Here is a 23,290-nt window from a genome sequence, read left to right as displayed (position 1 = left end):
CGGTGGCGACTCTGTCTCCGTACCGGTCACCCGTTGTCGAAAACGTGCGATCAGTCACAAGTTTGACGCACACCCGCCCCGAACCGTGCCCCGGGGCCCGATTCGGGTGGTGATCGGCCGGGGCCGGGGCGGATGTCAGTGCCGGGCTCTACGCTGGCCGGGTGTCCAACTCACCGGTGAGAGGGCAGGCCAAGGGAGCTGGAAGAGTGCCACAGAAGCGCAATTCCGCTGTGGGCGAACAGTCCTCAGCGAAGTCGAACAACGTCACCAAGAACAAAGTCACCAGTAACACCAGTAAGAAGACCGCCAAGCCGGAGTCGCGGCTGGCGATGGTCCGGCGCGCCCGCCGGATGAACCGGGAGCTGGCGGACGTCTATCCGTACGCCCACCCGGAGCTGGACTTCCGCGACCCCTTCGAGCTGCTCGTCGCCACGGTCCTGTCGGCCCAGACGACGGACCTGCGCGTCAACCAGACGACCCCCGCGCTCTTCGCGAAGTACCCGACCCCGGAGGACATGGCCGCCGCCGTGCCCGAGGAGCTGGAGGAGGTCATCCGCCCCACCGGGTTCTTCCGCGCCAAGACGAGATCGCTCATAGGGCTGTCGACGGCGCTGCGCGACCGTTACGACGGCGAGGTGCCCGGCACGCTGAAGGACCTGGTGACGCTCCCCGGTGTCGGCCGCAAGACGGCCAACGTGGTGCTCGGCAACGCCTTCGGTGTGCCGGGACTGACCGTGGACACCCACTTCGGCCGGCTCGTCCGCCGCTGGAAGTGGACCGGGCAGGAGGACCCGGAGAAGGTCGAGGCGGAGATCGCCGACATCTTCCCCAAGAGCGAGTGGACGATGCTCTCGCACCGGATCATCTTCCACGGCCGCCGGATCTGCCACTCCCGCAAGCCCGCCTGCGGCGCCTGTCCGATCGCCGACCTCTGCCCTTCGTACGGAGAGGGCGAGACCGACCCGGAGAAGGCGAAGAAGCTGTTGAAGTACGAGATGGGCGGCCATCCGGGACAGCGGCTCTCCCCGCCGCCGGACTACCCGGGCAAGCCGGCTCCGGCCCTCGGCACCCCGGCCGGGGCGGAATGAGCGCCCGCGCGGTGAGCGAACGGCGGGCCGGGGCCGTATCACCGGAGGGAACGGGGGGCCGGGCGGAACGGTCGGGCACGGGACGGGCGGACGCGGTGAACGCGCTGGAAGCGGTGAACGCGGTGAACGCGCTGGGCGTGAGAGGAAGATCCCCGGCACATGAGGGTGGAACGATCCGTGCGACAGCGGGCGTTGTACGTCGGGGGTGCCGATGACACGAACTGACACACACGCCGCGGGGACCGCACGCACCGCGCGCGCCGGACGGATCCATGACTCGACCACGAGCAACACCGCAAGCCACACCACGAGCACGAGCACGAACGCAGGTACGAGCACGAGTACGACCGGACACACGACCACGACCACGACCGCGACCGGAAACACGACGGCGGACGGCACGGACGGCTCCGCCGGCCCGGCCGTCAGGCCCACAGCGGTCGCGACCTTACGAAGCGAAGACCGGACAGTGACGCGGCACGTGTCCGTCACCACCGAGGGACTGCCCGGCTGGCTGGACCCGGTGGTCAGCGCAGCCCGCACCGTCGCGCCGGAACAACTGAGCCGCTTCCTGCCGCCCGCGAACGGCCGAGGACGCCAGTCCGCCGTCCTCGTCCTCTTCGGCGAGGGCGCGCGCGGCCCCGAACTGCTGCTGATGGAACGGGCCAGCACCCTGCGCTCGCACGCCGGACAGGCGTCCTTCCCCGGCGGCGCCCTCGATCCCGAGGACGGCGACCCGGCGACGACCGGCCCGCTGCGCGCCGCGCTCCGGGAGGCCGAGGAGGAGACCGGTCTCGACCCCACCGGGGTTCAGCTCTTCGGGGTGCTGCCCAAGCTCTACATTCCGGTGAGCGAGTTCGTGGTGACCCCCGTGCTCGGCTGGTGGCACACCCCCACCCCCGTCGGCGCCGTCGACCCCGCCGAGACGGCACGCGTGTTCGCCGTGCCCGTGGCGGACCTCACGGACCCCGCCAACCGCGTCACGGCCACGCACCCCAGTGGTGTCCACAGCCCCGCCTTCACCGTCGCCTCGGCGCTGGTCTGGGGCTTCACCGCCGGGGTGATCGACCGCATTCTGCACTTCTCGGGCTGGGAGCGTCCGTGGGACCGCACGAAGGAGGTCCCGCTCGACCGGCGCCCATGACAGGCTTGCCCCGCCGCCGTACCGACCCGGCGGTACGGCGGCGGACAGTGACTCCGCCGCAGGTCCGGACCCCCGCCCGCCGGGGCGACGGGAGACGAATCAGCGAGGCTAGCGAGGCTATTGACGGTGAACGTGCTGGACATCCTGCTGCTGCTCGCCGCCGTGTGGTTCGCCATCGTGGGCTACCGCCAGGGCTTCGTCGTCGGCATCCTGTCGGTGATCGGCTTCCTCGGCGGCGGACTGGTCGCGGTCTATCTGCTCCCGGTCATCTGGGACGAGATCACCGAGAACGCCGAGGTCACGATGACGGTCACCGTCGTCGCCGTGGTCGTCGTGATCGTCTGCGCCTCCGTGGGCCAGGCGTTCACCACCCACCTCGGGAACAGACTCCGCGGCCACATCACCTGGTCACCGGCGCGCGCCGTGGACGCCACGGGCGGCGCGCTGGTCAATGTCGTCGCCATGCTGCTGGTCGCCTGGCTGATCGGCTCCGCCCTGGCCGGGACCTCGCTGCCGACGCTCGGCAAGGAGGTCCGTAACTCGAAGGTCCTGCTCGGCGTCTCACGGGTGATGCCCGACCGGACGGCGACCTGGTTCACGGGCTTCTCCTCCGTCCTCTCGGAGAAGGGCTTCCCCCAGGTCTTCAGCCCGTTCGCCAACGAGCCGATCACCGAGGTCGACCCGCCGGACCCGGCGCTCGTCGGCAGCCCCGTCGCCGCCCGCGCGCAGCGCTCCATCGTGAAGGTGGTCGGTACGGCGCAGAGCTGCAACAAGGTCCTCGAAGGCACCGGCTTCGTCTTCGCCGACCGCCGCGTGATGACCAACGCGCACGTCGTGGGCGGCGTGGAGGAGCCCACCGTCCAGATAGGCGGCGAGGGCAGGCTGTACGACGCCACGGTCGTCCTCTACGACTGGCAGCGCGACATCGCCGTTCTGGACGTGCCGGACCTGCGGGCTCCCGTACTCCGGTTCACCGACCAGGACGCGAGGAGCGGGGACAGCGCGATCGTCGCCGGCTTCCCGGAGAACGGCGCGTACGACGTGCGCTCGGCCCGGGTCCGGGGGCGGATAGACGCCAACGGGCCGGACATCTACCGGCGCGGCGAGGTCCGGCGCGACGTCTACTCGCTCTTCGCGACGGTCCGGCAGGGCAATTCGGGCGGCCCGCTGCTCACCACCGACGGCAGGGTGTACGGGGTGATCTTCGCCCGGTCGCTCGACGACCCGGACACCGGGTACGCGCTGACGGCCGACGAGATCCGCGAGGACATCGAGCTGGGCCGTACGGCCAACCAGCAGGTCGACAGCCAGGAGTGCGCGCTGTAGGCGGCGGCCGGCCGGAGTCCGTAAGCGACGGACGACGGCCGGGCAGCCCACGGGCGGGGGTCGCACACGGACAGGTCGCCCACGGACGGGTCGATACGTGGACGGCCCCTCCGCCGACGGCGCGGCAGTTGACGGGCCGGAGCATGGACGGGCCCGAGCACGGGTGGCGCGGAGTACGGACAGGGCGCAATACGGACGGGCCGGACCAGGATTTCCTGGTCCGGCCCGGCTCTGTCCTTGTCGTCGTTAGCCGCTCCCGTGCTCCGTTACTCCTTCTCGCCTCCGCGGATCACGATCCGGACCCCGTTCCGGACCGATCCCCGATCTCCTCGTGCCCCGAGGTTCGTTCTCTGGATCAAGCCCTAGCCGCGAGGATGCCGCAGCCGTGCCGAGACCCAACGCGCCCTTCGGCGGAGAATCACTGGAATGCCGAGTCGGAGATCATGACCTTGATCGTCAGGGCCGCCCCTCTCGTGGGTGATCGGCACAGAGGCCGAGCGGCGGTTGCGTGCTGCGTCACCGTAGTCGTGCGTCCAGCCCATACACCGACGTCTGCCCGGACCCCATGGTCGGTAATCGCCCCAACGTCGGCCAATTGGCCTATGCGCCAGGCAATTGGCTGTTCGTCGTACAAGTGTTCCTGAGGGGGCACATGCGGCCGTCCGACCCGGCGCTGATCAGCGGTCGGGCTCCGGATCCTTGAGCCAGTTGATCAGTTCGGAGGAGAAGGCGACGGGGTCCTCCTCGTGCGGAAAATGGCCAAGCCCGTCGAACAGCCGCCAGCGGTACGGCGCTTCGACGTACTCGGCGGACCCCGCCGTACTGCGCGTACGCATCGCCGGATCGAGCGACCCGTGGAGCTGAAGGGTCGGCACCCGCACCGGCCGCTTCATCCGCCGGTTGAACTGGATGCCGTCCGGCCGCGCCATCGACCGCACCATCCAGCGGTACGGCTCGATCGAGCAGTGCGCCGTCGACGGGATGGTCATCGCCCGCCGGTAGACGTCCACGGTCTTGTCGTCGGGCGGCTGCGGTCCGGACCAGCCACGGATCAACTCGCCCACCAACGCCCCGTCGTCGGCGACGAGCTGACGCTCCGGCAGCCACGGCCGCTGGAAGCCCCAGATGTACGAGCCCGCCCTGCTCTGCGAGACGTCCGACAGCATCGCCGAACGCCAGCGCCGGGGGTGCGGCATCGACGACACCGCGAGCCTGCGCACGAGCTTCGGCCGCATCACCGCCGCCGTCCAGGCGAGGTAGCCGCCGAGGTCGTGCCCGACGAGCGCGGCGTCCGGCTCACCGAGCGAGCGCACCACGCCGGTGATGTCGAGCGCCAGGTTGGCGGGGTCGTAACCGCGCGGCGTACGGTCGCTGCCCCCCACGCCCCGCAGGTCCATCGCGACGGCCCGGTATCCGGCCTCGGCGAGTGCGGGCAGCTGATGGCGCCAGGTCCACCAGAACTGCGGGAAGCCGTGGAGCAGCAGCACCAGTGGACCGTCGCCCATCTCGGCGATGTGGAAACGGGCTCCGTTGGCGGCCACGTCCCGGTGCGTCCAGGGGCCGTCGAGGCGCACATCCGCGGCGACGGTGGCGACGGTCGCGCCGGCCCCGGACGTGGGCCCGCCGTTCGTGGCACCGCCTGTCGCACCCGCGCCGGTCGTGCCGGTGCTGCCCGTGTCCGTACCGGTCGCGTTCGTGCCGGTCGCGTTCGTGCCGGTCGTGTCCGTGCCGGTCGTGTCCGTGCCGTTCGTGTCCGTGCCGTTCGCGTCGGCGCCCGTCGTACCGGGAATGCTGCCGGTGGTTCTGCCGGGGCCTGCGCCGGCGCCGTTCTCGGGGGCGGTCATGCAGACGAGCGTGCCACAGTCCTGCCCGGCTCATGGACGGGGCGCGGGTGCGGCTTGACGGTCTGGAGCACGGCGGCGGACTGCTTGGCCGACGCGATGCTCTTCTCCGGCGGCTTGACCTTCTTGAATTTCCGCATGGCGAGGAGCGCCAGCAGTCCCGCGATGAGCAGGAACGCTCCGCCGACGATCAGGAACGACCAGGCCAGCCCCAGACCCCAGTTGTGGATCCCGTAGGCGGCGGCGAAGCTCAGCACGGGGAGCGCGAAGAGCGCGAACACGCCCGCGACACCGATGGCCGCGCTGCCGGTCACACCCCGCTTGACGTCCTGCCGCAGTTCCGCCTTGGCCAGCGCGATCTCGTCGTGCACCAGCGCGGACATCTCGGCGGTCGCCACGGAGACCAACTGCCCGAGGCTGCGTTCGCCGCCGACGGTCCGGACGGCTGGAACGCCGTCGACAGCGGCGGTGGTGACGGCGGCATGGCTGCCGGGGTCGCTCATCGTTGACTCCCTCGTTTCGGCTGCGCTCTCGCAGATCTGGGATTTTTCCGGCTCTGCGCCTTCAGATCATGCCGGATGTCAGATCATGCCGGACCGGCGCCGTCATCGCGCGTCGCTGCGGCGTGTTCCGCCAACCGGCGGTGCTCGGCCGCCTTCCCCTCATGGATCGCCGCCATTCTCAGGTGGTACTCGGGGTCGTCCTGCTCGTAGATGTCGGGAACGCCGTCCTGGTCCTCGTCCAGCTCCTCGGCGTCGTACAGCGCCCGGTACGTACGGACCCGCATCCGCAGCAGTACGCCGGCGAGTACGGCCGCGATCACCGAACCGGCCAGGACGGCCGCCTTCACCTCGTCCGTCAGCGTCGGCTCGCCGTTGAAGGCGAGTTCGCCGATGAGCAGCGAGACGGTGAAACCGATCCCGGCGAGCGTCGCCACGGCCAGGACATCGGGCCAGGCCAGGTCCTTGTTGAGCTCCGCCCGGGTGAAGCGCGCGGCGAGCCAGGTGCCGCCGAAGACACCGACCGTCTTGCCGACGACGAGCCCGAGGACCACTCCGAGGGTCTCCGGCCGGGTGAAGACCCCGGCCAGCGCACCGCCGCTGACCGGGACACCCGCCGAGAAGAGCGCGAACAGGGGCACGGCGAGACCGGCGGACAGGGGGCGGACCAGGTGTTCGATGTGCTCGCCCGGTGACTGCTTCTCGCCCTCGCGCCGGGAACAGCGGAGCATCAGGCCCATCGCGACTCCGGCGACGGTGGCGTGGACGCCGCTGTTGTACATGAGGCCCCACACGACGAGAGCCAGTGGCACGTACACGTACCAGCCGCGCACCTCTTTCCTCAGCAGCAGCCAGAAGACGGCGAGCCCGGCGACGGCGCCCAGCAGCGTCGGCAGATCGATGTCGCTGGTGAAGAAGACCGCGATGATCAGGATGGCGAACAGGTCGTCCACGACGGCGAGGGTGAGCAGGAAGGCGCGCAGCGCGGACGGCAGGGAGGTGCCGAGGACGGCGAGCACCGCGAGCGCGAAGGCGATGTCGGTCGCCGTGGGGACCGCCCAGCCGGTCAGGGAGCCGCCGCCCGCCACGTTGACCAGCGTGTAGACGAGCGCGGGCACGGCCATGCCGCAGAGCGCGGCGATGACCGGGAGAGCCGCGGCCTTCGGGTCGCGCAGCTCGCCGGCGACCAGTTCACGCTTCAGTTCGATTCCGGCGACGAAGAAGAAGACGGCGAGCAGTCCGTCGGCGGCCCAGTGGCGGATCGAGAGGTCCAGACCGAGCGCGGCCGGGCCGATGTGGAAGTCGCCGACGGTCGTGTAACTGGCGCTGATCGGGGTGTTGGCCCAGATCAGCGCGGCGATCGCGGCCAGGAGCAACAGCACGCCGCCGACCGTCTCGGTCCGCAGGGCGCTCGTGAGATACGTCCGCTCGGGGAGCGGGAGGCGTCCGAGGAAGGTGCGGGGGGTGGCCACGAGGGAGTGTCCTCCGGTCGGTTCGGCGGGCATGGCAAATGACCTGCCGACCAGACTTCCCGGCGCACCTTTGATTCCTTATGACATTGTCGACGCGCCGCTCATTTTACAAGGGTGGACCCCCGGCACCCGCACCGGGCCGGGGGCTCCACTTCGCCGGCGGACGCGCTCCCCTGGGGGAGCGGGATCCTCAGTCCTCGCTGGCCGCGCTCGGTAGCTGCGTCTGGATGAGATCCATGACCGAGCTGTCGGTCAGCGTTGTGACGTCCCCGAGCTGGCGGTTCTCCGCGACGTCGCGCAGCAGCCGACGCATGATCTTGCCCGAGCGGGTCTTCGGCAGCTCGGCCACCGGCAGGATCCGCTTCGGCTTGGCGATCGGCCCCAGCGCCGTACTGACGTGGTTGCGCAGCTCCGCCACCAGGCCGTCGTCCACCGACGCCGTGCCGCGCAGGATCACGAAGGCGACGATCGCCTGGCCGGTCGTCTCGTCGGCGGCGCCGACGACGGCCGCCTCCGCGATCTTCGGGTGCGAGACGAGCGCCGACTCGACCTCCGTGGTGGAGATGTTGTGGCCGGACACCAGCATCACGTCGTCGACCCGGCCCAGCAGCCAGATGTCGCCGTCGTCGTCCTTCTTGGCTCCGTCGCCCGCGAAGTACTTGCCCTCGAAGCGCGACCAGTAGGTGTCGATGAACCGCTGGTCGTCCCCCCAGATGGTGCGGAGCATCGACGGCCACGGCTCGGTGAGGACCAGATATCCGCCGCCGCCGTTAGGCACCTCGTTGGCCTCGTCGTCCACGACCGTGGCCGAGATGCCGGGGAGCGCGCGCTGCGCGGAACCGGGCTTGGCGGCGGTGACACCGGGCAGCGGGGAGATCATCATTCCGCCGGTCTCGGTCTGCCACCAGGTGTCGACCACGGGGGTCTTGCCCGCGCCGATGTTCTGCCGGTACCAGATCCATGCCTCGGGGTTGATCGGCTCACCGACCGAGCCCAGGACCCGCAGCGAGGTGAGGTCGAACTTCGCGGGGATGTCGTCGCCCCACTTCATGAACGTCCGGATCGCGGTCGGCGCCGTGTAGAGGATCGTCACCCCGTATTTCTGGACGATCTCCCAGAAGCGGCCCTGGTGCGGGGTGTCGGGCGTGCCCTCGTACATGACCTGCGTCGCGCCGTTGGCCAGCGGCCCGTACACGATGTACGAGTGGCCGGTCACCCAGCCGACGTCGGCCGTGCACCAGTAGACGTCGGTCTCCGGCTTGAGGTCGAAGACCGCGTGGTGCGTGTACGCCACCTGGGTGAGGTAGCCGCCCGAGGTGTGCAGGATGCCCTTGGGCTTACCCGTGGTACCGGACGTGTACAGGATGAAGAGCGGGTGCTCGGCGTCGAACGCCTCCGGCGTGTGCTCGGCGGACTGGCGGTCGACGATGTCGTGCCACCACACGTCCCGGCCCTCGCTGAAGGCGGTGTCCTGGCCGGTGCGGCGGACCACCAGGACGTGCTCGACCTGCGGGCACCGGGCGACCGCGTCGTCGATCGCGGGCTTGAGCGCGCTCGGCTTGCCGCGCCGGTACCCGCCGTCCGCCGTGATGACGAGCTTGGCGTCGGCGTCCTGGATACGGGAGGCGACGGCTTCGGCCGAGAAGCCGCCGAAGACCACGGAGTGCGCGGCGCCGATACGGGCGCAGGCCAGCATCGCCACGGCCGTCTCGGGGATCATCGGCATGTAGATGGCGACGCGGTCGCCCTTGGCCACACCGAGTTCGGTGAGCGCGTTCGCCGCCCGTGAGACCTCGTCCTTGAGCTCGGCGTAGGTGACGGTACGGCTGTCGCCCGGCTCGCCCTCGAAGTGGATGGCGACGCGATCGCCGTTGCCCGCCTCGACATGACGGTCCACGCAGTTGTACGCGACGTTCAGCTCGCCGTCCGCGAACCACTTCGCGAAGGGCGGGTTCGACCAGTCGAGGGTCTCGGTCGGCTCGGTGGCCCAGGTGAGCCGCCGGGCCTGCTCGGCCCAGAAGCCAAGCCTGTCCGCCGCGGCCTGCTCGTACGCCTCCGCCGTCACGTTGGCGTGTGCGGCCAGCTCGGCCGGCGGCTCGAACCGCCGCTCTTCCTTGAGCAGGTTGGCCAGGCTTTCGTTGCTCACGACATCTCCCTTTCCCAGGGCGTCCTATGTGTCCCCGGGCCTAGCTCATCAGGCGAATGCCCGGGTGACAAGGGGCTTCAGGAAATTGGTTTAGACCTATGCGGCGGGGCTGACGAGGGGCGTGTGGCTGAATGGCCCCGTTCCCCGGCTGTGGTGGGGAACGGGGCCACACATTCTCACGGATGCGGCGGCCCCCCGGTTCAGGCGCGCGACTCCTGGAACGCGGTCGGTGCCACCCGGTTGAACACCTCGTCCGTACGGTCGGAGTGCCGGTCGCGCGCCCCTTCGGAGGAGAGCAGATACGCCTGGGCCTCGCCGACATGGAAGTACATGCCGTGCAGTTCGAGCCGTTCCTCGGCCAGGGCCCGCGCCACCGCGGCGTGGGCACGCAGATGCTCCAACTGCTGGACGACATTGGTGAGGCAGAGCTGCTCCACCGCGTCGGCCGGAAGCCGCCCGGAGATCCTGGCCCACGTGTGCTCCTGGCTCCTCATCCGCTCCAGACTGGGCCGGCCGTGCCGCAGCCAGCGGGCGAGGGGCGAGGACGGTCCGGCGGCACGCTTCGCGTTCTTCGGCGCGGCGCGCGACCCGGCGTAGGAGGTGGCGCGCGACTCGGTGTGGGACAGGGCGGGCGATCCGGCGTGGGACGAGGTGCGCGCCATGGCGTCCGGCGCGGCATGGGACACGTCCTGCGGTGCCGGGGTCCCCGGGGCCGGGGTGTCGGCTCCCTTCAGGAGAGCCTGCATCGCGCCGCAGTCGGAGTGCCCGCAGACCGTGATCGACCCGACCCGCAGGACATCGACCGCGTACTCGATCGCGGCGGCCACCGAGTCGTCCTGTCCCTCCGCACCCTCCTCTCCGGGCAGCGGGACCAGATTGCCGACATTGCGGACCGTGAACAGATCGCCCGGCCCGCTCGCCGTGATCATGCTCGTCACCAGCCGTGAGTCGGCGCAGGTGAGGAAGAGCTGGGAGGGCTGCTGGCCCTCACGCGCCAGCCGCGCCAGCTCGCTCCGTACCAGCGGAGCCGTATTGCGCTGGAACGAACTGAGACCGCTGGCCAGTTGACCACCCTGGACGTTGCCCGGCACCGGTACCGGCTCCGTCGCGTGCCCGTGTTCCGGCGGCTGTTCGACCGGGTCGCCGCAGTGGTGGTTGCGCCACGCGGTCCACGGCCGGCAGCACGTACTCGACTGCGTGACCGGTTCGGCCGGCTCGGGGATGCGGTCGCCCGATCTGCCGGTGAACTCGACCGTGCCGCCCTGGCCCAGATGCGTCAACTGCCAGTCGTGCAGCGCCTCGTACGCGGCGTGGTCCATGAACGACCCGTCCAACTCGACGACGCAGTCGCTCCCTTGCGGCACCTGATGCAGCAGACGGCTCAGCCGCGGCACGGCCAGGAACGTCAACTGACCGCGTGCGTGCAGCCGGTGGACACCGTCCCGCTCGTTGAGCGTGATCCGGGTCCGGGTGAGCCGGTGCAGGGCGAGGGTGACCGCCAGGGAGATCCCGATCGCCACCCCTTGCAGCACGCCGGTGAACACCACACCGGTCAGCGTCCCCACATAGACGAGCAGTTCACGCGCGCGTCTCACGCTGCGCATGTGCGTGACGTTGACCATCTGGACACCGATGACCATCACGAGCGCCGCGAGCGAGGCCAGCGGGATCAGGTCGAGAACGGACACCAGGAAGAGCGCCGCGACGGCGACCCACACCCCGTACAGCATGTTCGAGTGCCGACTGACCGCCCCCGCGGCCACGTTGGCGGCGCTGCGGACGCCGCCGCCGGCGATCGGCAGTCCGCCGAGAGCGCCGGAGACGACGTTCGCCGCGCCCTGACCCCTCAGCTCCTGGTCGAGCCGGGCGCGCGGGATCTGGATGTCCGGGTCCTTGCGTGTGGCCACCAGCTTGTCGACGGCGACCGCCGACAGCAGGGACTCGACGCTGCCCACCAGCGTGATGGTGAGGACCGCGGCGATCAGGCCGAGGACCGGCCCGTGCGGCACCTCGGGCAGCACATGGCTGCTCCAGGAGGGCAGATCGACCCGGTCGAGGCTCAGCCCGGCGACGGCGGCGGCCACGGTCGCCGCCGCCACCGCGGCGAGCGCCGCCGGCACCTTCCGCAGAACCTCGCCCGCGCGCCCGGGGATGCGCGGCCAGGCGAACAGGACCACCACGGTCAGCGTGCTCACGGAGACCGCGTCCGGGTGCAGCCCGGCCAACTGGGCCGCCAGCCCTGTGACATTGGCGACGGCGGAGCTCTGCGGACTGCCGCCGAGGACGATCGCCAACTGGGCGAGGGCGATCGTGACACCGATGCCCGCCAGCATGCCGTGCACGATCGCCGGGCTCACCGCGAGGGCGGAGCGGGCGACACGCAGGGCGGAGAGCCCGATCTGGGCGAGGCCCGCGAGCACGGTGATGGCGCAGGTGGTGCGCCAGCCGTACCGCTGGATCAGATCGGCCGTGACGACCGTCAGGCCGGCCGCCGGACCGCTGATCTGGAGCGGCGCGCCGCCGAGGTGGCCGGCCACGATCCCGCCCACGGCCGCCGCGACGAGACCGGCCTGGAGGGGCGCCCCGGTGGCGAGGGCGATTCCGAGCGAGAGCGGCAGCGCGATCAGGAAGACCGAGATGGAGGCGGAGAAGTCCGCCCCGGCGATCCGGAATTTCCTCCTTCTGCCCGGCGGCGGATCAGGCGACTGGCGTGACGGGTCGGACGGATCGGGGGATGTCCCGGCCGGGTGCACGAAGCGGGCCAGTCGTGACATGCGTGAGGTGTGAGTCGCCCGCAGCGTATGGGGGCCGGGGGGTCGGACGTCGAGGGTGCGGACACAGGCGGACATGGGGGCTCCCGTCTTCTCCGGGCGGCGTGGTCGCAGGCAGGAACGACGGACACGGCCGTGAGTCACGGCGTGCACTGGCGGAATCATCAACGCTCGGTAAATGGATCGTAATGGAGAGTAAAGAATCGGGCAGGATTTTCAGGGCAAATAGGGCAAACATTCACTCGCAGTGGTGATTAGTCATTTTGTACGGCTTGTCATACTGCATCCCTTGGGTCCGAGTGCGACGTTGGCGGCGCTCGGCGCCGTGCTCGGTGTTTCGGCGCTTCAACGCACCAGAACCTGAGGGAAGAGGTGGGCGGATGCTGGCCGCCAGAAAGTGGATCGCCTGCGGCACGGCCGTGACGGCGCTGGCCGTGGGACTCGCCGGATGTTCCGGATCCGGGTCGCCGGAGAGCGGGGCCGCGGCCCGGTCCGACACCGACGGGGGCGCCCTCGGGGCGAAGAAGGGGCCGCCCAAGAGCGCGCTGCGGCTCATCGGCGACGGCTCGACGGCGTACACCGGGGCCCAGCCCGGCATCGCGAGGCCCGAACGCCTGAAGCCCGGTCAGAAGCCGCCCCAGTTCGTGGTGTTCTCGTGGGACGGCGCCGGCGAGGACAGCCAGAGGCTGTTCTCACACTTCCGCGACGTGGGCAGGAAGTACGACGCGAAGATGACGTACTTCCTCAGCGGCGTCTATCTGCTGCCGAAGGACAAATCCACGCGGTACAGCCCGCCGCAGCACGCGCCCGGCCGCTCGGACATCGGTTTCAACGACACGGAGGGGATCCGCAGCACCCTGCGCGAGCTGCGCGGTGCCTGGCAGGAGGGCAACGAGATCGGCACCCACTTCAACGGCCACTTCTGCGGTGCCGACGGCGGGGTCGGCGGCTGGTCCGTCGAGGAGTGGGAGAGCGAGATCGCTCAGGCCAAGGAGTTCGTCAAGAACTGGAAGACCAACAGCGGCCTGAAGACCGAGGCCCCGCTGCCCTTCGACTACGAGAAGGAACTCGTCGGCGCCCGCACCCCCTGCCTCGAAGGGCAGCAGAACATGATGCGGGCGGCGCGGACGATGGGATTCCGCTACGACTCCAGCGGCGTCGGCAATCAGGTCTGGCCGAAGAAGACCGAGGGCATGTGGGACATCCCGCTCCAGCTCGTCCCGGTGCCGGGCCGCAAGTTCGAGACCCTGTCCATGGACTACAACTTCATGTTCAACCAGTCGAAGACGGTCAACGGCGACCCGTCCAAGCACGAGTACTGGGGCAATCAGATGCGGGACGGCCTCCTCCAGGGCTTCGACCGCGCGTACAAGGGCAACCGAGCACCGCTGATCATCGGCAACCACTTCGAGTCGTGGAACGGCGGCACGTACATGCGCGCCGTAGAGGAGACGATCAAGACCGTCTGTGTGAAGGACGGCGTGCGGTGCGTGACGTTCAAGCAGTTGGTGGACTGGCTGGACGCACAGGATCCGCGGACTCTCGAAAGGCTGCGGGGGCTGGGCGTCGGTCAGAAGCCCACGGCCGGCTGGCAGTCGTATCTGACCGCCGCCGAGCCGGCGTCCGCGCCGGTCCCGCCCGCGGCCCCGGCGGGTCCGGACGGGAATGCGGGTGCGGGTGCGGAAACGGTCCCGGACGCGGATGTCGACGGGGGTACGGTCCCGGACGCGGATCAGGGTGCGGATACGGGTCCGGGCGTGGACCCGCGCTGAGCCGGGCGGACGGGGTGCGGGCGGTACGTTGCCGTGCCGCCCGCACCACCGTCACGCTCAACTGAGCTGCGGTACGGCGGCGTCCTCACGCAGGACGAAGGAGGGGTCGACCTGCGCGGCCAGGTCCATGCCTGTCTTCGCATTTCCCCAGCTCTCCGCGTTCTTGAGGTGGAAGTGCACCATCTGCCGCGTGTAGCGCTCCCAGTCGCGGTCGGCGTACGAGTCCTCGGCCGCGTCCTCCAGGACCTGGAGCGCCACCCGGTTCTCCGCCTCCAGGAGTTCGAAGCGGGCGGGGCGTCCCTTCTCCATGGACCGCACCCAGGGGGAGTGTCCGACGGTGACGAGCAGGTCGTCGCCCACCTCGTCCTGGAGGAAGTCCACGTCGTCCTGGGCCTGCACCTTGTTGCCGACGACGTTGAGCGCGATGCCGAAGTCCCGCGCGTACTCCTTGTACTGGCGGTAGACGGACACCCCCTTGCGCGTCGGCTCCACCACCAGGAACGTCATGTCGAACCGGGTGAACAGCCCGGACGCGAACGAGTCCGAGCCCGCCGTCATGTCGACGACGACGTATTCGTCCGGTCCGTCGACCAGATGGTTCAGACAGAGTTCCACCGCGCCGACCTTGGAGTGGTAGCAGGCCACCCCCAGATCGGAGTCGGTGAACGATCCCGTCGCCATCAGCCGGATGTCGCCGTCGTCCAGCCGGACGGTGCGCGCGCAGGCGTCGTAGACCGGATTGGACTCACGGACCCGCAGGAGCCGGGAGCCCTCGCCGGGGGGTGTCGTCTTGATCATCGAGTCGACGGAGGTGATCCGCGGATTGGTGCCGCGCAGGTACTCCTTGATGAGCGGGAGGTGCGCGCCCATCGCGGGCAGCGCGGCGGTCTGGTCCTCGTCCAGGCCGAGCGCGGCCCCGAGGTGCTGGTTGATGTCGGCGTCCATCGCGATGACGGGTGCCTCGTTGGCGGTCAGGTGGCGGATGAAGAGCGAGGCCAGCGTCGTCTTGCCGCTGCCGCCCTTACCTACGAAAGCGATCTTCATGTTCACCTAGCGTAGTGCGAGTGTCGCGGTGCGTTGTCGCATCGGGTGAAGAAGACCACTCCAACGTGGGGCGTGCGCGATGGGCGCGTAGCCTTGCTACCTATGAGTACGACAGCCTCGAACGCTTCGTCCGCTCCGGGAGGGCATGACCCTCTCGCCACACTGGCCGCTCTGCCGGGTGTCCCCGACGCGGTGGACTCGGTGCGTCGGGCGGTCGACCGGGTCTACGGGCACCGTGTGATGAGACGGCGGTCCAACGAGGTCACCTCGGAGGCGGCCCTGCGCGCCGCGCGCGGATCGGCGGCGCTCTCCGGTGCGGACTGGGCGCTGGAAGAGGTGCGACGGCGCAGCGACTTCGGGTCTTCCGCCGACGCCCTGTCGGTGGGTGCCGCGCTGAGGCTGACGGCCGAGGCGGGTCAACTCCTTTCCATCTGGCGGCAGTCACCGCTTCGAGTGCTCGCCCGGCTGCATCTGGTGGCGGCCGGCGGTGTCGTTCAGCAACTGACGGACGGCGGGTTCAGTGCCGGAGCCGGGATGGGGGTCGGCGGTGGTGCGGTCCCGGAGGTCCCGGGGGAGACGATCGGCCGCCCGAGGCTGGCCGGGGAGCCGGTGGTCGAGGCGCCGGGGCCCAACAGCCCCAAGCCGCTGATCGAGGCGCCGCTGCCCGGTGCCGAGGAGGTGGCCGGCCGGCTGGACGGTCTCTCCGGGCTGGTGCTGGCGGGGAGTTCGGCGCCCGCGCTGGTCACGGCCGCCGTGGTGCACGGCGAGCTGCTGGCGCTGCGGCCCTTCGGTTCGTACAACGGCCTGGTGGCGCGGGCCGCCGAACGGATCGTGCTGATCGGCAGCGGGCTCGACCCCAAGTCGATCTGTCCGTCCGAGGTGGGTCATGCCGAGTTGGGGCGTGCGGCGTACGTGGCGGCGTTCGACGGCTATCTGTCGGGTACGCCGGAGGGCATGGCGGTGTGGATCGCGCACTGCGGGCGTGCGGTCGAACTGGGAGTCAGGGAGTCGACGGCCGTGTGCGAGGCGCTTCAGCGCGGCGCGGCCTGAGACGGGGGCGTGCGGCAGGGCTCGTGAGGCGAGCGGCCTGAGGTGAGGGAGCGCGCCGGTCGGTTCGTCCGTCCGGGGCGCTCGGGCCGCCCGTTCTCCCTGTACATGAATGCGGCGGTACCCGTAGGTACCGCCGCTGGCACGTCCACCGGGCTACCAGGCGTCCTCGAGATATGCCCATCAGGTCGGGAACTTCGCCCGTCCCTGGTGCGGCTGGCCCGTAATCGACGGGTCGACGTCGCGTGGGTACTCGGCTTTCATGCTCGGTCCGTGGGGCCTTGGTGCGTCAACGGGTCATCCTCTCGGATGTCCTTGGTCTCGCGGGCCGTTGATTCCTTTGTACTCCTGTCCGTGGGGAAGCGAAACCCCCCGCTCTCCGACTTTACTTTTAGGTTCAAACAAGGATGAATCGCCCGTCGGTCGCCGAGTCGCTCATACGGAGGCGGCCTGCCGTCGCCGGCTGGCGTACCAGACCAGTCCGGCCGTGGCCGCCGCCGCGCCGAACGCCGCCACCGCCACGAGGGCCGGCCGGGGTGGCATGGAGAACCCGGGCAGTCGCTGCTTGAGGCGGACCGGCCGGTTGAAGACGAGAATCGGCCAATCGCGGGCCGCCGCCTCGCGCCGCAGGGCCCGGTCGGGATTGACCGCGTACGGGTGGCCGACCGACTGGAGCATCGGAACATCGGTGATGGAGTCGCTGTACGCGTAACAGCGCTCCAGGTCGTACCCTTCGGACGCGGCGAGCGCCTTGACCGCCGCCGCCTTGGTCGGCCCGTAGGCGTAATACTCGATCTCGCCGGTGAAGCAGCCGTCCGCGCCGACGACCATGCGGGTGGCCACGACCCGGTCGGCGCCCAGCAGTTCGCCGATGGGCTCGACGACCTCCGCTCCGGACGTGGAGACGATCACCACGTCGCGTCCGGCCGTGTGGTGGTCCTCGATGAGGGAGGCGGCCTCGTCGTAGATGATCGGGTCGATGAGATCGTGCAGCGTCTCTGCGACGATCTCCTTGACCTGCTGGACGTTCCAGCCCTTGCAGAGCGCGGAGAGGTACTCGCGCATGCGCTCCATCTGGTCGTGATCGGCGCCGCCGGCGAGAAAGACGAACTGCGTGTAGGCGGTGCGCAGTACCGCTCGGCGGTTGATCAGTCCGCCTTGATAGAAGGACTTGCTGAAGGTCAACGTCGACGACTTCGCAATGACCGTCTTGTCCAGGTCAAAGAAGGCCGCTGTGCGGGGCAAGGAGTGGTTTTCCACGAAGCCGAGCATAGGCGCCCACCATTCGGCGTAAGGTACGGCGCGTGGGTTTGCCTGAGAAGGCTCTCGGGTACACCATGGAAGTCACGGATCGTTCGCGACCGTGCTCACCCGGTCCGGCTCCTCCCCCCCCGAGTCGGTCTGGGGGACGACCCCCGCTCTCCCCCCCGGCGGGGGTCGTCGCATGTCCGGACGCTTTTTCGGCGTTCGAGCCCGTCGTGGCCCCATGATCCCTCCCCTGGTGACACCTCGCGTGTACGGGTGTGAGGGGCACTCTACTCGTCACTGTGCGTAGTTGCCAGACTGCTCTCGGAAGTCACCGGTATGAGCGACGGAGATATTCACAACCGGTGAGTTGTCCACAGCTTTTGGGCAAGATCCACACGTTTTTTCCGCGCGATGCAGGGTGATTCCCACCGCGAAAGTTCGCGGTAGCCGGAATCACCGATGCCTGATCACCGCGAGATCGCAGAGAGCCCACTCGGCGGACGCCCTTCGGGAGTCCGCGGACGGAGTGGGGGAGCGCCTTCGGCGCGACTGCCGACCTCGATCCGGGATCGCGCGAATAGGGGGAACAGACAATGGCTGGATTCATGGCGTCCGACCGCTCGCCGGTCGCCGAAGGGCAGCGGCCCGGACCGCTGATCATCACCGAGGACGTCGACCTGCTCGACGATCTCCTGCGGCTGTGCGCCGCCGCGGGCGCCGAGCCCGAGGTCCACCACTCGGTCCCTGAGCGACGGGGCGGCTGGAAGTCGGCGCCGCTGGTGCTCGTGGGCGACGACGCGGCCGTACGCTGCCGGTCCGCCGGCCGGCGGCGGGGAGTGCTGCTCGTGGGCAGGGACCAGGACGACCCGGCCGTATGGCGGCACGCCGTCGAGATCGGCGCCGACTGCGTGCTGCGCCTGCCCGACGGGGAGAGCTGGCTCGTCGACCGGATCGCCGATGTCGCCGAGGGGGTGGGGCGTCCCGCGCTGACCGTCGGTGTGATCGGCGGCCGGGGTGGTGCCGGGGCGTCGACCCTCGCCTGCGCCCTGGCCGTCACGGCCGCCCGCCAGGGTCTGCGCACCATGCTCATCGACGGTGATCCGCTCGGCGGCGGGCTCGACGTGCTGCTCGGCGGAGAGCGGGCGGAGGGCCGCCGATGGCCGGATTTCGCCGCCTCCAAGGGGCGGGTCGCGGGTGGCGCGCTGGAGGAGTCCCTGCCCCTTCTGCACGATCTGCGCCTGCTGAGCTGGGATCGCGGCGACTCCGTGCTCGTCCCGCCGGAGGCCATGCGCTCGGTCCTCGCGGCGGCCCGCCGACGGGGCGGGGCGGTGGTCGTCGATCTCCCACGCCGGATCGACGAGGGCGTGGCGGAAGCGCTGGCGCAGCTCGACGTCGGCCTGCTGGTGGTGCCGGGCGAGCTGCGGGCCGTCGCGGCGGCGGCCCGGGTCGCCTCGCTGGTGGGCATGGTGCTGCCGGACCTGCGGGTGGTGGTCCGGGGGCCGTGCGTGGCCGGGCTGGACGACGGCTGGGTGGCCGACGCGCTGCGGCTGCCGCTCCTGGGCGAACTCCCCTGGGATCCGGGCCTGTCGGCCGCGCAGGAGAGCGGGTCACCACCGGGTTCGGGCGTACGGGGGCCGCTGGCGCGGTTCTGCGCCGCGTTCTGGGACCGGGCGCTCGCGGGTACCGGGAACGGGAGCGTGACCGCGTGAGCACCGTGACACTCGCCGGTGGCGCGCAGGTCGGTGGGGCGCTGCTGGACGCCGTACGGCAGCGTCTGGCGGAGAGCGGGGCCGAGCCGACCCCGGCGCGCGTGGCGGCGGCCCTGCGGGCCCAGGGGAGGCTTCTGGGGGACACCGAAGTGCTCGGCGCCGCCGAGGAGTTGCGATGCGAGCTGGTCGGCACGGGGCCGTTGGAGCCCTTGCTGGCCGACGCCTCCGTCACCGACGTCCTGGTCTCGGCGCCCGACCGGGTCTGGGTCGACCGGGGCCGCGGGCTGGAGTTGACGGACGTGTCCTTCTCGGACGCCTCCTCCGTAAGGAGGCTGGCGCAGCGGCTCGCCGCCGTCGCGGGGCGGCGCCTGGACGACGCGCGGCCCTGGGTGGACGCCCGGCTTCCCGACGGGACGCGGATGCACGCGGTGCTGCCGCCGGTGGCCGTCGGCTCGACGCATCTCTCGCTGCGGGTCGTACGCCCCCGGGCCTTCTCCCCGGCGGAGCTCACCGCCGCGGGGACGGTGCCGCCCGGCGGTGAGCGGCTGCTGAGGGCGCTGATCGAGGCACGGGTGTCGTTCCTGATCAGCGGTGGCACGGGGTCGGGCAAGACGACCCTCCTGTCCGCCCTGCTCGGCCTGGTGGGGGCGCGTGAGCGGATCGTACTGGCCGAGGACTCGGCCGAGTTGAGGCCCGATCACCCCCATGTGGTGCGTCTGGAGGCCCGGCCCGCGAACCAGGAGGGCGCGGGTGAGGTGACCCTGGAGGACCTGGTGCGGCAGGCGCTGCGGATGCGGCCCGACCGGCTGGTGGTGGGAGAGGTGCGCGGCGCCGAGGTGACCACGCTGCTGGCCGCCCTGAACACCGGGCACGAAGGCGGCTGCGGGACGGTTCACGCGAACACCGCCGCCGATGTGCCCGCGCGGCTGGAAGCCCTCGGGACGGCCGCCGGCCTCGACCGGGCCGCGCTGCACAGCCAGTTGGCGGCTGCCCTCTCGGTGGTGATCCATCTCGTACGGGACCTGGACGGGAGGCGCCGGATCGCCGAGGTGCACGTCCTGGAGCGGGACGCGGCTGGGCTGGTCGTGCCGGTGCCCGCTCTGCGCTGGGGCGCAGGGGGGTTCGTGTACGAGCGCGGCTGGCCGAGGCTGCGGTCGCTGATCGGGCGTGCGCTGTGACGGCGGCACCGATGCCGGTCCCCGTCCCCGTGTCCGTCTTCGGGGCGGCTGTGTGCGCGGGGCTGGCGGCCTGGCTGCTGGTGGAACGGGGACGGGCCCTGCGGCGCGCGGAGTCGCTCCTCGGTGGGGGCAACGACGGCTCCACCACCGGGGCCGTGAGGCGACGGCCGGTGGTCACCTGGGAGAGCACGTTGCGGATACTCCGCGACCGCCTGGTGGGGTGGGGGAAGGAGTGGCTCGCGTTGCCTGCCTCGGTGCTGCTCGCCCTGTGGGGTGAGTCGGTGCTGCCGCTGCTCGCCGGTGCGGTGGCGGTGCCACTCGCGCGGCGCGGACTGCGGGCCGGGGAGACCCGACGCGCGGCGGAGCGACGGGCCGACGCGGTGCGCCGCCTCGGTGACGCGCTCGTCGGGGAGTTGAGAGCCGGTGCCCAGCCGGCCGAGGCGCTGATCACCGCGGTCCGGGCCGTCGGCCGGGAGTTCGACGGCCCGGAACTCGCCTCGGTGGTCGCGGCGGCCCGGTTCGGCGGCGACGTCCCCGAGGCACTGCGCGGGGCTGCGCGACGACCGGGAGCGGACGGCCTCGTCGGCGTGGCCGCCTGCTGGCGGGTCGCGGTGGACGGCGGAGCGGGACTGGCCGACGGGCTCGACCGCCTCGGCGCCGGACTGCGGGCCGAGCGGGACCAGCGGAACGCCCTGCGGGCCCAGCTGGTCAGCGCGTGGTCCTCGGTGGTGGTGCTGGCGCTCCTGCCCGTGGCTGCCCTGGCCATGGGCGGGGCCATGGGCGCCGACCCGATGAGGGTGCTGCTGCACACCCCGGCCGGTCTGGGCTGCCTGGCCCTGGGCCTGCTGTTGGAGGCGACCGGTCTCTGGTGGGCGCGGCGGATCGTCCGGGGCGGGAGCACGCCATGAACGGGCGCCTCGCAGGCGGGGATGTCGTCCACAGCCTGTGGGTGACCGTCGCCCTGGTCGCGGCGGCGGTGTCCGTGACCTTCGCCTGGTCCGGGCGGCGGCGGGAACGAGCCGCGCGCCGCCGGACGGTGACCCTCCTGGCCATGGCGACGACTCCCGACCCTGGACACGCGCGACCGGAGTACCGGGCGTGGCTGCGGCGTTGGGGCCCGCCCCTGGGGGCCGGGTGCCTCGGCTGGGCCCTGGTCGGCGGGGCCGCCGGAGGGGCGGTGGGACTCGCCGGGGCGTACGCCGTCGCGCGGTGGCTGCGTACGCGGCCCGGAACCGGCGCCGAAGCGGACGAGGTGATGGCGGAGGCCGCGCGCCAACTGCCGCTCGCGGCGGATCTGTTGGCCGCCTGCGTCACGGCCGGGGCGGGTCCGCGCGAAGCGGCGGAGGCGGTGGGGGAGTCGCTGGGCGGACCGGTGGGTGAACGGCTGGTCAGTACGGCCGCGACGCTGCGCCTCGGCGGCGAACCGGCGGCGACCTGGGGGCGGTTCGGCGGGATACCGGGCGCCGGGGAGCTGGCCCGCTGTCTGGAGCGGGCCGGGTCCACAGGGGCGCCGGCTGCCGAGCCGGTCTCCCGGGTGGCCGACGGTCTCAGGGCGGAGCGCGCCCGGCAGGCCACGGCCCGCGCGGGCCGGGCGCAGGTGCTGATCACCGCTCCCGTGGGGCTGTGCTTCCTGCCCGCCTTCCTGGCGGTGGGAGTGGCCCCGGTGGTGATCGGCCTGGCCGCCGGGCTGCTGGGCGGCGAGTGAGCGCCCCGACGCGCTGACCGGCCTTACCGACATGACTGAGCTGTTCCCACCGAGCTGTTCCCACCGAGCTGTTCCCACCGAGCTGTTCCGACCCGAGTGGTCGGACCGAGTGATCCAACTGAGCTTTTCCAACAGGAGGTTGACATGACGATGATGCGGATGACACTGCCCGGACGGCGGGCGAAGCGCGTGGTGGAGACGATGAGCGGGGTGAGCCGACGGCGGCGGAGCCGGGTGCGGGTCGGCGGCGGGTCGTGGTTCCGTAACCGGGCGGGGGCGGATTCCGGCATGGCGAGCGCCGAGTACGCGATGGGGACGCTCGCCGCGTGCGGGTTCGCCGCGGTCCTCTACAAGGTGGTCACCAGCGGGGCCGTCTCAGCCGCCCTGGAATCGGTCATCGGAAACGCCCTCGATGCGAAGTTCTGAGCCGGTGACGGCCGGCGAGGGCGGCGACCGGGGAGCGGTGACGGCGGAGGCCGCCCTCGCCGTGCCGGGGCTGGTGGTGTTCGTCGCGGCGCTGCTCTGGGCGCTGACGGCGGCGTCCGCGCAGATCCAGTGCGTGGACGCCGCTCGGGCGGGCGCGCGGGCGGCTGCCCGCTCCGAACCCCGGGCGACGGCGGTCGAGGCCGCCCGTTCGGCCGCACCCGCCGGCGCGGAGATCACACTGGGGCGCTCGGCCGACCTGTGGCGGGTGCGGGTGGAGGCCCCGACCCCCGGACCGCGCGGTATCGCCCTGACGCTGGCGGCGGAGGCGGTCGCGCCCGCCGAGGACGCCCTGGCCCACGGGGCGGGGCCGTGAACCGGGACCGGGGGTCGGCGACGGTCTGGGCGGCCATGGCGGCGACCGCACTGTGCGTCGTGTTCGCGACGATCCTCGCCCTGGGGCAGGCCGTCGCGGCCCGACACCGCGCGGGCGCGGCGGCCGATCTGGCCGCGCTGGCCGCCGCCGGCTACGCGCTGCGCGGACCTGAGGCCGCCTGCGCGCGGGCGGCCGAGATCGCCGGGGCCCAGGACGCTCGGGTGGTGCGGTGCGCCGTGGTCGGGGAGATCGCCGACGTGACCGCGCGGGCGGCCTTCGGCCCGTACGCACCCACGGTCAGGTCCCGAGCGGGACCACCGGACGCGCTGCCCGCGCGGGCGCCCTCGGCCGGACCGCCACCGACGGCCGCACCGGACCCCGGCCCCGTACGACCGGCGTCCCGGACACCGCCGTCCCGGACACCGCCGGACAGGGCTCCGGGCTCGTGACGTCACCCGGACTCCGGCTCTGCGACGTCCGCCGGGCTGCGTGCGGGTTCT

At 71.4% G+C, this 23,290-nt stretch carries 20 protein-coding genes; 12 read left to right on the top strand and 8 right to left on the bottom strand.

Annotated elements, in window-relative coordinates; all coding sequences use genetic code 11:
- Positions 1-230 precede the first annotated feature (230 nt).
- The 3 genes from nth to OG875_RS13290 all read left to right on the top strand — a co-directional run bounded on the left by nth (position 231) and on the right by OG875_RS13290 (position 3,558).
- On the top strand, positions 231-1,088 hold the full coding sequence (gene nth, locus OG875_RS13300; protein ID WP_330177735.1) for an endonuclease III: 858 nt from the start codon (positions 231-233) through the stop codon (positions 1,086-1,088).
- 469 nt (positions 1,089-1,557) lie between these two features.
- The gene (locus tag OG875_RS13295) at positions 1,558-2,232 is read left to right on the top strand and encodes an NUDIX hydrolase (RefSeq protein ID WP_443079111.1); all 675 of its coding nucleotides are present in this window, start codon (positions 1,558-1,560) and stop codon (positions 2,230-2,232) included.
- Between the two features lie 126 nt (positions 2,233-2,358).
- Positions 2,359-3,558 (top strand): MarP family serine protease, encoded by a 1,200-nt coding sequence (locus OG875_RS13290; protein WP_330174428.1) that lies wholly within the window; start codon positions 2,359-2,361, stop codon positions 3,556-3,558.
- A gap of 362 nt (positions 3,559-3,920) precedes the next feature.
- Here OG875_RS13290 and OG875_RS13285 read toward each other — a convergent pair whose 3' ends face one another.
- The 6 genes from OG875_RS13285 to OG875_RS13260 all read right to left on the bottom strand — a co-directional run bounded on the left by OG875_RS13285 (position 3,921) and on the right by OG875_RS13260 (position 12,366).
- The gene (locus OG875_RS13285; protein WP_330174427.1) at positions 3,921-4,100 is read right to left on the bottom strand and encodes a hypothetical protein; all 180 of its coding nucleotides are present in this window, start codon (positions 4,098-4,100) and stop codon (positions 3,921-3,923) included.
- Between the two features lie 135 nt (positions 4,101-4,235).
- Positions 4,236-5,402, bottom strand: coding sequence for an alpha/beta fold hydrolase (locus tag OG875_RS13280; protein ID WP_330174426.1), 1,167 nt, complete (start codon positions 5,400-5,402; stop codon positions 4,236-4,238).
- Positions 5,399-5,902, bottom strand: a complete 504-nt coding sequence (locus OG875_RS13275) for a phage holin family protein (RefSeq protein WP_330174425.1) — start codon at positions 5,900-5,902, stop codon at positions 5,399-5,401. The genes OG875_RS13280 and OG875_RS13275 overlap by 4 nt, the downstream gene beginning before the upstream one ends.
- 83 nt (positions 5,903-5,985) lie before the next feature.
- Positions 5,986-7,404, bottom strand: coding sequence for a Na+/H+ antiporter NhaA (gene nhaA, locus OG875_RS13270; protein ID WP_330174424.1), 1,419 nt, complete (start codon positions 7,402-7,404; stop codon positions 5,986-5,988).
- Positions 7,405-7,561: 157 nt separating this feature from the next.
- Positions 7,562-9,517 carry an acetate--CoA ligase gene (acs, locus tag OG875_RS13265; protein ID WP_330174423.1) on the bottom strand — a complete coding sequence of 652 codons (1,956 nt, stop codon included), beginning with the start codon at positions 9,515-9,517 and terminating at the stop codon, positions 7,562-7,564.
- 200 nt (positions 9,518-9,717) lie between these two features.
- Positions 9,718-12,366 (bottom strand): SulP family inorganic anion transporter, encoded by a 2,649-nt coding sequence (locus tag OG875_RS13260; RefSeq protein WP_443079110.1) that lies wholly within the window; start codon positions 12,364-12,366, stop codon positions 9,718-9,720.
- A gap of 302 nt (positions 12,367-12,668) precedes the next feature.
- Between OG875_RS13260 and OG875_RS13255 the strand changes: the two genes are divergently transcribed.
- Entirely contained in the window at positions 12,669-14,060 is a 1,392-nt protein-coding gene (locus tag OG875_RS13255) for a hypothetical protein (protein WP_330174421.1), read from the top strand.
- A gap of 57 nt (positions 14,061-14,117) precedes the next feature.
- Here OG875_RS13255 and OG875_RS13250 read toward each other — a convergent pair whose 3' ends face one another.
- The gene (locus OG875_RS13250; RefSeq protein WP_330174420.1) at positions 14,118-15,104 is read right to left on the bottom strand and encodes an ATP-binding protein; all 987 of its coding nucleotides are present in this window, start codon (positions 15,102-15,104) and stop codon (positions 14,118-14,120) included.
- 102 nt (positions 15,105-15,206) lie between these two features.
- On the opposite strand from OG875_RS13250, the gene OG875_RS13245 reads away from it, so the two are divergent.
- The gene (locus OG875_RS13245; protein WP_330174419.1) at positions 15,207-16,154 is read left to right on the top strand and encodes an oxidoreductase; all 948 of its coding nucleotides are present in this window, start codon (positions 15,207-15,209) and stop codon (positions 16,152-16,154) included.
- A gap of 432 nt (positions 16,155-16,586) precedes the next feature.
- Here OG875_RS13245 and OG875_RS13240 read toward each other — a convergent pair whose 3' ends face one another.
- Entirely contained in the window at positions 16,587-17,423 is an 837-nt protein-coding gene (locus OG875_RS13240) for an HAD-IB family hydrolase (protein ID WP_330174418.1), read from the bottom strand.
- A 569-nt stretch (positions 17,424-17,992) separates the two neighbouring features.
- Between OG875_RS13240 and ssd the strand changes: the two genes are divergently transcribed.
- From ssd to OG875_RS13205, 7 genes are all read left to right on the top strand, one after another.
- Positions 17,993-19,108 (top strand): septum site-determining protein Ssd, encoded by a 1,116-nt coding sequence (ssd, locus tag OG875_RS13235; protein ID WP_330174417.1) that lies wholly within the window; start codon positions 17,993-17,995, stop codon positions 19,106-19,108.
- A complete protein-coding gene (locus tag OG875_RS13230) occupies positions 19,105-20,286 on the top strand; it encodes a TadA family conjugal transfer-associated ATPase (RefSeq protein ID WP_330174416.1) in 1,182 nt (393 codons plus the stop codon). The genes ssd and OG875_RS13230 overlap by 4 nt, the downstream gene beginning before the upstream one ends.
- An 11-nt stretch (positions 20,287-20,297) precedes the next feature.
- Complete coding sequence (locus tag OG875_RS13225; RefSeq protein WP_330174415.1) at positions 20,298-21,194, top strand: type II secretion system F family protein; 897 nt, start codon at positions 20,298-20,300, stop codon at positions 21,192-21,194.
- A complete protein-coding gene (locus OG875_RS13220; protein WP_330174414.1) occupies positions 21,191-21,991 on the top strand; it encodes a type II secretion system F family protein in 801 nt (266 codons plus the stop codon). The genes OG875_RS13225 and OG875_RS13220 overlap by 4 nt, the downstream gene beginning before the upstream one ends.
- Before the next feature lie 201 nt (positions 21,992-22,192).
- Complete coding sequence (locus OG875_RS30985; RefSeq protein ID WP_443079258.1) at positions 22,193-22,417, top strand: DUF4244 domain-containing protein; 225 nt, start codon at positions 22,193-22,195, stop codon at positions 22,415-22,417.
- Positions 22,404-22,790: a TadE family type IV pilus minor pilin gene (locus tag OG875_RS13210; protein WP_330174413.1), complete on the top strand. Its 387-nt coding sequence runs from the start codon at positions 22,404-22,406 to the stop codon at positions 22,788-22,790. Before OG875_RS30985 ends, OG875_RS13210 begins: the two co-directional genes overlap by 14 nt.
- Positions 22,787-23,239 carry an Rv3654c family TadE-like protein gene (locus OG875_RS13205; RefSeq protein WP_330174412.1) on the top strand — a complete coding sequence of 151 codons (453 nt, stop codon included), beginning with the start codon at positions 22,787-22,789 and terminating at the stop codon, positions 23,237-23,239. The genes OG875_RS13210 and OG875_RS13205 overlap by 4 nt, the downstream gene beginning before the upstream one ends.
- The last annotated feature ends 51 nt before the right edge of the window (positions 23,240-23,290 follow it).

It is taken from the genome of Streptomyces sp. NBC_01498 (genome assembly GCF_036327775.1).
Taxonomy (GTDB): Bacteria; Actinomycetota; Actinomycetes; order Streptomycetales; family Streptomycetaceae; genus Streptomyces.
Note: the sequence above shows the minus strand (reverse complement) of the source record. Positions and strands in the feature narration are given on the sequence as shown.

Coding starts and splice junctions, on each gene's coding strand:
- OG875_RS13285 (WP_330174427.1), bottom strand. CDS start 4,100: ATGGGCTGGACGCACGACTACGGTGACGCAGCACGCAACCGCCGCTCG.
- OG875_RS30985 (WP_443079258.1), top strand. CDS start 22,193: ATGAGCGGGGTGAGCCGACGGCGGCGGAGCCGGGTGCGGGTCGGCGGC.
- nhaA (WP_330174424.1), bottom strand. CDS start 7,404: ATGCCCGCCGAACCGACCGGAGGACACTCCCTCGTGGCCACCCCCCGC.
- OG875_RS13255 (WP_330174421.1), top strand. CDS start 12,669: ATGCTGGCCGCCAGAAAGTGGATCGCCTGCGGCACGGCCGTGACGGCG.
- OG875_RS13280 (WP_330174426.1), bottom strand. CDS start 5,402: ATGACCGCCCCCGAGAACGGCGCCGGCGCAGGCCCCGGCAGAACCACC.
- OG875_RS13220 (WP_330174414.1), top strand. CDS start 21,191: ATGAACGGGCGCCTCGCAGGCGGGGATGTCGTCCACAGCCTGTGGGTG.
- OG875_RS13245 (WP_330174419.1), top strand. CDS start 15,207: ATGAGTACGACAGCCTCGAACGCTTCGTCCGCTCCGGGAGGGCATGAC.
- OG875_RS13225 (WP_330174415.1), top strand. CDS start 20,298: ATGCCGGTCCCCGTCCCCGTGTCCGTCTTCGGGGCGGCTGTGTGCGCG.
- OG875_RS13260 (WP_443079110.1), bottom strand. CDS start 12,366: ATGTCCGCCTGTGTCCGCACCCTCGACGTCCGACCCCCCGGCCCCCAT.
- OG875_RS13210 (WP_330174413.1), top strand. CDS start 22,404: ATGCGAAGTTCTGAGCCGGTGACGGCCGGCGAGGGCGGCGACCGGGGA.
- OG875_RS13240 (WP_330174418.1), bottom strand. CDS start 17,423: ATGCTCGGCTTCGTGGAAAACCACTCCTTGCCCCGCACAGCGGCCTTC.
- OG875_RS13250 (WP_330174420.1), bottom strand. CDS start 15,104: ATGAAGATCGCTTTCGTAGGTAAGGGCGGCAGCGGCAAGACGACGCTG.
- OG875_RS13275 (WP_330174425.1), bottom strand. CDS start 5,902: ATGAGCGACCCCGGCAGCCATGCCGCCGTCACCACCGCCGCTGTCGAC.
- ssd (WP_330174417.1), top strand. CDS start 17,993: ATGGCTGGATTCATGGCGTCCGACCGCTCGCCGGTCGCCGAAGGGCAG.